Origin of the sequence: Nonomuraea sp. NPDC005983, assembly GCF_040614375.1 — a bacterium.
Taxonomy (GTDB): domain Bacteria; phylum Actinomycetota; class Actinomycetes; order Streptosporangiales; family Streptosporangiaceae; genus Nonomuraea.
Genome location: NZ_JBEXUP010000061.1, coordinates 1 through 10256 on the forward strand (window position 1 = coordinate 1; position 10256 = coordinate 10256).

Annotated in this window: 11 protein-coding genes and 1 pseudogene; 6 read left to right on the plus strand and 6 right to left on the minus strand. The window is 71.1% G+C overall.

Annotated features, from left to right (window positions below; all coding sequences use genetic code 11):
- From ABZ297_RS25195 to ABZ297_RS25205, 3 genes and pseudogenes are all read right to left on the minus strand, one after another.
- Positions 1–204, minus strand: a pseudogene (locus tag ABZ297_RS25195) (hypothetical protein); the annotation flags it as partial.
- Complete coding sequence (locus ABZ297_RS25200; RefSeq protein WP_355350633.1) at positions 201–563, minus strand: hypothetical protein; 363 nt, start codon at positions 561–563, stop codon at positions 201–203. The pseudogene ABZ297_RS25195 and the gene ABZ297_RS25200, both read right to left, overlap by 4 nt.
- Before the next feature lie 11 nt (positions 564–574).
- Positions 575–1264: a TetR/AcrR family transcriptional regulator C-terminal domain-containing protein gene (locus ABZ297_RS25205; RefSeq protein WP_355350635.1), complete on the minus strand. Its 690-nt coding sequence runs from the start codon at positions 1262–1264 to the stop codon at positions 575–577.
- Between the two features lie 83 nt (positions 1265–1347).
- Here ABZ297_RS25205 and ABZ297_RS25210 point away from each other — a divergent pair, with 83 nt between their 5' ends.
- Positions 1348–2898 (plus strand): MFS transporter, encoded by a 1551-nt coding sequence (locus tag ABZ297_RS25210; protein ID WP_355350637.1) that lies wholly within the window; start codon positions 1348–1350, stop codon positions 2896–2898.
- Between the two features lie 153 nt (positions 2899–3051).
- The gene (locus ABZ297_RS25215; RefSeq protein ID WP_355350639.1) at positions 3052–3546 is read left to right on the plus strand and encodes a DUF523 domain-containing protein; all 495 of its coding nucleotides are present in this window, start codon (positions 3052–3054) and stop codon (positions 3544–3546) included.
- Here the strand turns inward: ABZ297_RS25215 and ABZ297_RS25220 are convergent.
- Positions 3522–3902 (minus strand): hypothetical protein, encoded by a 381-nt coding sequence (locus tag ABZ297_RS25220; protein WP_355350641.1) that lies wholly within the window; start codon positions 3900–3902, stop codon positions 3522–3524. The two genes, ABZ297_RS25215 and ABZ297_RS25220, sit on opposite strands and share 25 nt — an antisense overlap.
- Before the next feature lie 274 nt (positions 3903–4176).
- Here ABZ297_RS25220 and ABZ297_RS25225 point away from each other — a divergent pair, with 274 nt between their 5' ends.
- The 3 genes from ABZ297_RS25225 to ABZ297_RS25235 all read left to right on the plus strand — a co-directional run bounded on the left by ABZ297_RS25225 (position 4177) and on the right by ABZ297_RS25235 (position 8201).
- A complete protein-coding gene (locus tag ABZ297_RS25225) occupies positions 4177–5547 on the plus strand; it encodes a hypothetical protein (protein ID WP_355350643.1) in 1371 nt (456 codons plus the stop codon).
- A 224-nt stretch (positions 5548–5771) separates the two neighbouring features.
- Positions 5772–7568, plus strand: coding sequence for a Na+/H+ antiporter NhaA (gene nhaA / locus ABZ297_RS25230; protein WP_355350645.1), 1797 nt, complete (start codon positions 5772–5774; stop codon positions 7566–7568).
- A gap of 36 nt (positions 7569–7604) precedes the next feature.
- Positions 7605–8201 (plus strand): hypothetical protein, encoded by a 597-nt coding sequence (locus ABZ297_RS25235; RefSeq protein WP_355350647.1) that lies wholly within the window; start codon positions 7605–7607, stop codon positions 8199–8201.
- Here the strand turns inward: ABZ297_RS25235 and ABZ297_RS25240 are convergent.
- Complete coding sequence (locus ABZ297_RS25240) at positions 8189–8959, minus strand: NAD(P)H-binding protein (protein WP_355350649.1); 771 nt, start codon at positions 8957–8959, stop codon at positions 8189–8191. The two genes, ABZ297_RS25235 and ABZ297_RS25240, sit on opposite strands and share 13 nt — an antisense overlap.
- Positions 8960–9037: 78 nt before the next feature.
- On the opposite strand from ABZ297_RS25240, the gene ABZ297_RS25245 reads away from it, so the two are divergent.
- A complete protein-coding gene (locus ABZ297_RS25245; protein WP_355350651.1) occupies positions 9038–9811 on the plus strand; it encodes a hypothetical protein in 774 nt (257 codons plus the stop codon).
- On the opposite strand, the gene ABZ297_RS25250 is transcribed toward ABZ297_RS25245, so the two are convergent.
- The gene (locus tag ABZ297_RS25250; RefSeq protein WP_355350653.1) at positions 9798–10247 is read right to left on the minus strand and encodes a hypothetical protein; all 450 of its coding nucleotides are present in this window, start codon (positions 10245–10247) and stop codon (positions 9798–9800) included. The two genes, ABZ297_RS25245 and ABZ297_RS25250, sit on opposite strands and share 14 nt — an antisense overlap.
- Between the last annotated feature and the right edge of the window lie 9 nt (positions 10248–10256).

The window sequence follows — 10256 nt, forward strand, 5'->3', positions numbered from 1 at the left end:
GTGGCCCTGGCGCGCGGCGCGCGCCAGGGCCACGGTGAGCAGGATGTAGACGAGCGCGGCGAACGCCGACAGCGAGTAGGCCAGCGGCGCCTCGTCGAAACGCAGGACGACCTGCACGGCGGCGCGCGCCCCGGCGGCCAGCGCGAACAGCCCGTAGACCGCGAGCAGCGCCCGCCCCGGCCCCGTGCTGATGGGGGACGTCATGCGCCGCCCTGCCAGATCTGCAACAGCCGGCCCGTCATCACCGCGATCGCGAACCCGGCCACCACCAGGATCGCGGACCCCCACCGGCTCCGCTCGGCCAGCGCCAGCACGACCCCGGCGGGCGGGATCACGATCTGGCCGCCCACGTACCCGAAGAGTGTGACCTTGTCGGCCGGGCCCTGCCCGCCGGCCACGGCCGCGATCACGAAGCCCGCCTGGACCAGTACCGCGACCTCCAGCACGGCGAACCCGACGAGCAGGACCATGCCCATCGGCCGGTTGCGGATCGCGACGACCAGGCTCGCCACCGCGAGCAGCAGCGACCAGACGATCACGATCGTGGAAACGGTGGTGTTCATCGGGGGAAAGGCTATCGCCCGCGTAGGTCGCCCTCGATTCCGTCCAGGAGCCAGTTGAGCCCGCGCTCGTAGTTGTCGTCGAAGCCGGCGACCCCTCGCTCGATCATCGGCGCGAGCCGGGGGAACTCGCCACTGGCGATCAGCTCCCGCATGTAGGGCTCGGCGACCGCCGCGCGCTCGGCGTCGTTGACGCCGTCGGTGCGCGGCGCGGCGCGTTCGAGCGACTCCCGGATGGTGAAGCCCAGCGAGTAGTCGTCGATCGCGGCGAGGATGCGCCACTTGGTCAGCTCGTCCACGGCGAGCCCGTCGAGGGCGGCCAGCGACTGCTCCACGTGGCGCAGCCCGTTCGGCCCCACCGAGACGCGCTGCGGCACCAGGTCCACCCGCCACGGATGGCGCCGGACGGCCTCGCGCTCGCGGCGGGCGATCACCAGGGTCGCCTCGCGCCAGTCGGCGGGCAGCGCCTCCTCCACCAGCACCTCGGCGGCCACCTCGTCGGCCATCAGGTCGAGGAGGTCCTCCTTGCGCTCGATGTGCGTGTACAGGCTCATGGCCCGCGCGCCGAGTTCGGCGGCGACGCGCCGGATGGAGACGGCGGCCAGGCCCTCCGCGTCGGCGATGGCGACGGCCGCGGCCACGATCGCCTCACGGGTCAGCGCGGGACGCCGCTGCGGCGCAGGACGCGACCAGACAGAACTCATGCACCTCACGATACAGCGTACGGACATCGCTACACCTCCGCTTGGCCGCTACGCCGTAGCGGATGCCTGCTACGCTGTACGGCATGCGATACAGCGTAGCGCTCTCGCTTCGAACCACCGGTCTCGTCGTACTACTCGGCGTGATCATGACGATCCTCGACACGACGATCATGAACGTCGCCGTGAACGCCCTCACTCGCGACTTCCAGACGACCCTCGCCACCATGCAGTGGGTGATCACCGGCTACCTGCTGGCCATGTCGATGACGATCCCCATCACCGGCTGGGCCGTCGGACGGTTCGGCGCCAAGGGGGTCTGGCTGGCCTCGCTCGTGCTGTTCACCGGAGGGTCGGTGCTCAGCGCGGCGGCCTGGTCCGTCGGCAGCCTGGTGGCGTTCCGCGCGGTGCAGGGGCTGGGCGGCGGCCTGCTCATGCCGGTCGGCCAGGCAATGATCGCCCAGGCCGCCGGCCAGGAGCGGATGGGCAGGGGGATGGCCATGATCTCGGTGCCCGCCATGCTGGCCCCGGTCCTCGGCCCGGTGCTCGGCGGCGTGATCGTGGAGAGCCTCGACTGGCGCTGGCTGTTCCTGGTCAACGTCCCGGTCTGCGCCGTGGCTCTCCTGGCCGCGATCCTCCTCCTCCCGAACGCCGCCCCGACGAACACCGAACCGACACACAGCAGGCGGACGGACGCCGAGCAGCGGGGTGATGAGCACGCAGGCGGTGTACGCACGAATGGGCAACACACAGCAGGCCTGCACGCAGATGGCCAGGACACAGCAGCCGCGCACGCGGGAGGCCAGGACACGGAGGCCGCGCACGCGGAAGGGCAGCACGCGGGGGCCGAGCTTGTGGAAGACCAGCGCACGAGCGGTCGGCAGCGGCGCGGCGGGAGGCTCGACGTGGTGGGTCTCGTGCTGCTCTCCCCCGGGCTGGCCGGGCTGGTCTTCGGCCTGTCGGAGGTGGGCAACGGCGCCTCGCTCGCGCATCCGGCCGTGTGGATCGGGCTGGCTCTGGTGGCGGCCTTCGTGATCCGCGCCCTGCGCACCCCGGGCACTCTGCTCGACCTGCGGCTGTTCGGCGACCGGACGTTCGCCGCCGCCGTCGGCACACTGGTCTGCTACTCGGCCGCGCTGTTCGGCGTCACCGTGCTCGTGCCCCTGTACAGCCAGCTCTCCTCGGGCGGCAGTGCGCTGGACGCGGGTCTGCTGATGGCCCCGATGGGCGTCGGCGCCGCGCTGACCATGCCGATCGCGGGCAGGCTCACCGACCGCAGCGGCCCGCGCGGGGTCGGTGCGGCGGGCATCGCGGTGGCGGTCGCCGGGATGCTGGCCTTCGTCGCGTTTCCCGGGTACGTCCCGATGTTCGTGCTGGGGCTCGGGCACGGCCTGGTGGCGCCGTCGGTCGCGGCGGCGGCGTTCAAGACCCTCGACAGGGCGGCCATCCCCGCCGGATCGACGCTGAACAACATCGCGGTACGCCTGGCGTCGTCGTTCGGCGTGGCGCTCCTGGCCGTGCTGCTGCAGGTATTCACCAGGTCAGGAGTGGCGCAACCGTTCACGTACACGTTCTGGTGCGCGATCGCCCTGGCGGCCGTCTCGCTCGCCCCACTCACCCTGATCCGCCGCACCTAGAACCCCCGCCCACACATCAACCGACCAGCGCGGACACCCGCTCCACAGACAGCACCGCGCCACCGCACACGCCTCCAACCCGTCAGGCGCGGACGCCCCACGCCCAGCCGGCGGCCCGTGCCTCGCCCGTTGCACGCGCATAGGATCGACTACGTGGAACGGATCCTGGTCAGTGCCTGCCTGATGGGCCGGAAGGTGCGCTACGACGGTCGTGCGAAGACGAGCCACGACGCGCTGCTGGCCGCCTGGCGCGACGAGGGCCGTCTGGTGCCGTTCTGCCCTGAGGTGGAGGGCGGGCTGCCGATCCCCCGGCCCGCCGCCGAGATCGAGGGCGGCGTCGGCGGAGCCGCCGTGCTCTCGGGCGCGGCCCGGGTGCTGGCCACCGACGGGTCGGACGTGACGGCCGAGTTCCTGGCCGGAGCCCAGGCGGCGCTCGCCGTGGCCCGCTCGTCCGGTGTCAGGCTGGCGGTGCTGAAGGAGGGCAGCCCGTCGTGCGGCGCATTGTCGATCTACGACGGGACGTTCAGGGGCCACCGCACGCCCGGCAAGGGTGTCACCACCGCGCTCCTGGAGCTGAACGGGATCCGCGTGTTCAACGAGGAGCACCTCACCGAGGCGGCCGACTACCTGCGCACCCTCGAGACGTAGAAGGCGCCGCCGAGGCCGGCCGTGAGTAAGGTCGCCATGATGCGGTGGTACCAGGTGTTGAGGGTGGTGGCCTCCCCCGCGCCGAACGCCAGGGCCAGGATGCCGAGCAGCACCCCCGACAGCGCGCCGGCGTGCGTGTAGATCAGCCCGTCCCAGCCCCAGGGGCGCCCCGACAGCGCTCCGTACGCGCCGACGGCCACGGCCACGGCGCAGAGCGTCTCGGCGATCGTGGCCGGGGGGATCACCGGCTCGCTCAGCGGGCCGATCGCCACGCCGGTGTGCAGCACCGCACCGACGCAGAAGACCAGCGCGTACACCACCGAGAGGGCTCCCAGGGCTTTCCGCAGTGCGTCCATGCCGACGAGGTTCCCACCATGCGGAGGTCCGGCGAATCAGACTGTGGGCTGATCCTTCGGCTACACCCTCAGCAGTAGCGGCTCCCCAGCAAGAGACTGGAAATCGAAACATCCGGAATTACCGGAAACTTTGCCGCACCCCTAGGAGTCATATAAATGGGGCGCGTTGGAATTACCGGGATATCGGACTCATTCACAGCTAGCCGCGCTGTGCCCGATTCCCGATGACGCGACCAGGGGGCTCGGATCGTCGTCACGGGGAGAGGACTCGGCAATGCCTGTCGATCTGACCAACGCACAACCCCTGGCCTGGGACTCGGCCACGCTCGACACGGACACCAAGGTGATGCTGGACAACCTCCAGCCCAACATCCTGCGCGCGCACGTGCGCGAGCACTTGTCCGTCCTGTTCATCCGCTTCAATGACATTCCGGAGGGCCGGCGCTTTCTCCGGCACCTCGCCGAAACCAGGATGAAGTCGGCCCGCAAGCACCTGGAAGAGATTCGCGACTTCGCCACCAGCCGCACCAGCGGCAGCCCCTACGTGGGCGTCGGCATCAGCAAGGCCGGATACCGCGACCTCGGCCACTCGGTCGAGGACATGCGCAGATTCGGCGACAAGGCCTTCCGCGACGGCATGAAGCGCAGGGTCGCCGAGGTCAACGATCCGGCCGTGGAGCAGTGGGAGAACTGCTACCAGCGGGAGATCCACGCCGTGATCCTGATCGGCGACGCGACCCCCGAGCCGGTGGCCGCGCTGCGCGAGGAGATCCTGGGCGAGTTGCCCGCCGGCGCCAGGCTGCTGGGCGAGGAGACGGGCCAGGGCATGCGCAATCCGGCGGGCGACGGCATCGAGCACTTCGGCTACGTGGACGGCCGCAGCCAGCCGCTGTTCGTCAAGGACGAGGTGGACAGGGAGCCCAAGAAGCACTGGAACCCGGCGTTCCCGCTCGGCAACATCCTGGTGGCCGACCCGCTGGCCCCGAATCCCGGCAGGCACTTCGGCAGCTACTTCGTCTTCAGGAAGCTGGAGCAGGACGTCCGCGCGTTCAAGGTGATCGAGCAGGACCTCGCCGACACCCTGGGCCTGGCCGGCGCCGACCGCGACAGGGCGGGCGCCATGCTCATCGGACGCTTCAAGGACGGCACCCCGATCACCGCCAAGGCCAGGCCCGCGGGCGGCCCGGTGAGCAACGACTTCACCTTCGACGCGGACGACGGCGGCAAGTGCCCGTTCAGCGGCCACATCCGCAAGACCAACCCGCGCTCGTTCGGCCGTGAGGTGCTCATGGCCCGGCGGGGCCAGACCTACGGCGTGCGCACCGACGACCCGTGGGACGACTCCCCGCCGGAGACCCGCCCGAGCGGCGAGGTGGGGCTGCTGTTCATGGCGTTCAACTCCAGCCTGGTCAGCCAGTTCGAGTTCACCCAGCACACCTGGGCCAACAACCCGGACTTCCAGCAGCCGGGCACCGGCCACGACCCCGTCATCGGGCAGGGAGAGCGGGACGTCAAGGTCACCTTCCCGAAGGTGTGGGGAAGGCCGGAGCAGTCGCCCCCGCAGGCCCAGGTGGGCCAGACCGTCACGATGAAGGGCGGCGAGTACTTCTTCATGCCGTCCCTGGCGTACCTGCGCGCGCTGTAGAGGCGGACGCGGGCCGTCGAGTGCACGCTCGGCGGCCCGCGAGCGTCCGCCGTGCCCGGTCGTCACGGCACTCCCGCCTTGGCCACCGATCCAGTGGGGAGATCCCTGGCGCGTGTCGGCCGGCACCTGCAGCGTGCCACCGAACAGAGCGCAATGTCCGCGCCTGTCTGACCGACTGAACTGTACGAAAGGGGTAGCTCTAGGATCATCCGGGGGGTTTGGGCATGTTGCGGACGTTCTTCAAGACCGAGGCGGGCAGCACCAGCGTGCTGCTCGTCGCGACGGCGCTGGCGCTGCTGTGGGCCAACTCGCCGTGGGGTGACACCTACGAGACGTTCTGGCACACGCCCATGGGGCTGTCGTTCGGCGGCGCGGAGTTCTCACTGGACCTGCGCCACTGGGTCAACGACGGGCTGATGACGGTCTTCTTCTTCGTCATCGGGCTGGAGATCTCCTACGAGATGCGCCTCGGGCAGCTGCGGGACCGGCGGCTGATCGCCGTGCCGTCCGTCGCCGCGCTGGGCGGGATGCTGGTTCCCGCCGCCGTCTACCTGGCGCTGAACGCGGGCGGGCCCGGCGCGGGCGGCTGGGGTGTCCCCATCGCGACCGACACCGCGTTCGTACTGGGCCTGCTCGCCGTCGTGGGGGCGAGGTGCCCGGACCCGCTGCGCGCGTTCCTGCTGACGCTGGCCATCGTGGACGACGTGCTGGCGATCATCATCATCGCGCTCTTCTACACCGCCAGCCTGTCCATCCCCGCGCTGGTCACGGCGGCCGTGCTGCTGGCGGCGATCATGACGTTGCGGTGGCTGCGGATCTGGCGGGCGCCTGCCTACATCGTGCTCGGGTTCGCGCTGTGGGTGGCGACGCTGGAGAGCGGGGTGCACCCGACGCTGGTCGGCATCGCGCTGGGCGTCCTGGTGTTCGTGTACGCGCCCAGCGACCAGAAGCTGCTGCTGGCGGGCGAGGCCGTCCAGGAGTTCACCAGCGACCCGTCGGCGCGCGCCGCGCGGGAGGCGACCCGTCGGGTGCGGCTGGCCGTGTCCGTGAACGAGCGGCTCCAGCTCCGGCTGCACCCGTGGAGCAGCTACGTGATCGTGCCGATCTTCGCGCTGGCCAACGCGGGCGTCCGGCTCGACGCCGAGTCGCTGCGCACCGCCGTCACCTCGCCCATCTCCCTCGGGATCGTGGCCGGGCTGCTGCTCGGCAAGTTCGCGGGCATCTCGCTCGGCACCTGGCTGCCGCTCAGGTTCGGCTGGGGCGTGCTGCCGGGGAACCTGGTGTGGGGCCAGCTGCTGGGCGGCGCGGCGGTGTCCGGCATCGGGTTCACGGTGGCGCTGTTCATCGTGGACCTCGCCTTCGACGACCCGGCGGTGCAGAGCCAGGCGAAGATCGGCATCCTGGCCGGGTCGCTGCTGTCGGCGCTGTTCGGCTGGGTGATCTTCCGGATGGCGTGGGACCGGGGCGGGGTGTGCGCGCCGCCCGAGGCGGAGCCCGAGGAGGAACTGCCCGAGCTGCTGTCGGTGCCGGTCGGCTCCGGCGACCACGTGCGCGGGCCCGCCGACGCCAAGGTGACGCTCGTCGAGTACGGCGACTTCGAGTGCCCGTTCTGCGGACGGCTGCACCCCATCCTGGACGAGCTCCGCCAACGCCATCCCGAGCTGCGGACCGTTTTCAGGCACTACCCGCTGCGCACCCTGCACCCGAGGTCGGTGCCCGCCGCGCTGGTGGCCGAGGCGGCGTCCGACCAGGGCAGGTTCTGGGAGATGCACGACATCCTCTTCGACAACCAGCGCTTCCTGACCGACGCCGACCTGGCTCACTACGCCGCCGAGCTGAACGTGGAGCCCTGGACGGAGGTGCGCGAGCACAGGCGGCGGGTGGCGCGCGACGAGGAGTCGGGCATGGCGAGCGGAGTACGGGGCACGCCCACGCTCTTCCTGAACGGCAGGCGCTACCAGGGCGGACTGGACCTGGAGTCGATCAGCAAGGCAGTGGCGGAACTGATCAGATCCCCGTAACGTCGGTGCGGTCGGGCTTACATATGGAGACAAGGTATGGCGGAAGCGAGCGTGAGCATGGTCACCTTCCTGACCACCGGGATCTTCGTCCTGGTACAGGGCAGCGTGCTGGTCACCGGGATCGTGCTGACAATCGGGAAGAGACGCCAACACGGCAGGGCGGCGATGCTGGGCCTGGCCGGGTGCCTCGTCCTCCTGCTCGAGATCGTGTTCAACGTCGTCCGCAGTCTCACGTTCCCCTCCCTCGTCGACTCCATGGGCATCAAATCGGCGAACACCATCGTCGTGGTGGAGACGGCCGTCTCCAGCCTGCTCAGCGGAGTCGGCATCGGACTCCTGATCATGGCCGTGGTCGCCCGCCGCTCGTCGCCCCAGCAGCCGGCGGCTCCCGGCTGGCAGCAGCCGCCGCCCGCCTGGCCGCAGTATCCCCAGCAGGGAGAGCAGGGCCGACCGCCCGCGCCCGGCTGGCAGCCGTCCCAGCAGGGAGAGCAGGGCCAGCCGCCCGCGCCCGGCTGGCAGCCATCTCAGCCGGTAGAGCAGGGCCAGCCGTCCCCGCACGGCTGGCAGCCACCCCAGCAGGGAGAGCAGGGCCGGCCGTCCCCGCACGGCTGGCAGCCGCCTCAGGGCCTCTGAGCGAGGTACCCACCCCAGGTGATCTTCCCGGCGGGCTGCGCCGCCGTGGTCAGGTGCCCTGCCCTGAAGGCCCGTCCCAACCTGCCGGGCAGCCGCACCCGCAGCACGCGGCGCCGCAGCCCGCGCGCCCGCAGCCACTGCTCGGCCGCCTCGGCCATGGACAGCACCTCCGGCCCGCCGTACTCCTCGATCGTCTCGGCCGGGCCGCGCCGGACCGCGGTCAGCAGGCGGTCCGCGACGTCGCGCACGTCCACCGGCTGGGCGGGGACACCCGGGTCGGCGACCATGAACCCGAGCCGGGCGAGCCCGGTGAACGCCTGGTCGACGAACTGGTGGAACTGCGTCACCCGGACGATCGTCCACGGCACGCCGCCCGCCGCGACGAGCCGCTCGGCCCGCACCTTGGTCTGGAAGTATCCCCACTGCACCCGGTCCACGCCGACGATCGAGGTGTAGACGAGGTGCCTTACCCCGGCGTCGCGCGCCGCCGCGAGCAGCGCGGACGTCCCGCCCAGCTCGACCCTGCCGGTGTAGCGCCCCTTGTACGGCGCCGCCGCCAGGTGGACGACCACGTCCGCTCCCCTGACGGCCTCGGCGACACCCTTGCCGGTGGCGAGGTCGGCGACGAACCAGCGCACGCCGCCCGAGCCGGGTCGCGGGACGCGGCTCACCGCGCGCACGTCGAAGCCGGATTCCACCAGCCTGTCCAGGACGACCCGACCGAGCCGCCCGCTTCCACCTGTTACCAGAACGCGCATCATGCGCACTGGACGGAGCAGACGCTCCAGATGTGACAATGTTGCGGTAAAACAACCTGATGCGCGTCCGAGGGGACCATGACACCAGAGCACCCGGGAGACCAGGACCCCAACCGGACCGTCAGGCACCGCTGGCCCGCGCCTCCCGGACAGCGGCCCCCGCAGCGGCCCTCGCAGCAGCCCTCGCAGCAGCCCCTGAGCACCCGGCGCCTGCCGTACACGCCGGACATGTTCCCCGACGTGCACCAGTATGAGGCCAGGCCGTCGAGGTCCGGCTGGTGGTGGGTGATCATGATCGGCGGGCTGGCGTTACTGATGGCGGCGATCGCCATCGCCGCCATCCTGTGGCTGCGCGGCAACGCCGCCGCGCCCAGCAAGCCGAGCGCGGGTCCGCCGCGCATCGCCGACACCACGGCCCGCGTGTCCTATCTCCTGCCCGAGGGCTGGAAGCAGGCCGCGAGGCGGCCGTTCACCTCCGGCATCTCCGCGGGCGGATCGGTCGTGCTCGCCTTCCCGCAGCAGCAGGGCGGGGTCGGTGGCGTGCAGAGCTCCGTGCTGCTGCAGAGCCAGGCGAACGACGTCGCGCTGCAGACCGCGCGCACCCTCATGCCGGACGTGAGCAGCCGCGACGACCTGCGCACCCGGGCGCTCCAGCTCGGCGGTCGGCCCGCCGCGACGGCCTCCTTCCGGGTGCTGTTCAGGAGCGCCACCAAGGACCCTGCCTACGTCCGCATCGTGGCGGTGCACACGCCCGACGGCACGCTCTCCTACGTCTACGGCAGCGCCGCGCCCGACAGCGAGGCCGCCCGGCACGCCCTCGACCAGGTCCTCGACAGCGTCACACCCGCGTGAAGTCCATCGTCCAGTTGGTCTCCCAGCTCTCGCCGTCCTCCGCGTACGCCTGCTCCCAGCGGGCGGCGTCCCCGCCACGGACGGTCCAGATGAAACGGCAGCGCACCGGCCTGCCCTCGTGCTGGTCCTCGCCGTAGAACTCGCCTCTGTCGCCGTCGAACGCGCCGATCATGGGCGGCAGGTCGAGCACTCCTCTGACGCTGCTCGACCAGTAGATCGCCCACTGCTCGGTGGCCGGGTTGTAGACGCGCACGGTCAGGCCGGAGAACCCCTTGGTAGGGAAGGTGATCTCGTCGAAGCTGGCGGCTCCGTCGAAGTGCCGGGTGGCGACGCTGGTGGCGGGGAACTCGTCCCATTCGTCGCTGCCCGACAGCGGCTTGACGAGCCTGCGGTTGAGCACGTTCCAGGAGCCTGCGAGGAAGTCGAAGTCGTTCATGCCAGGACC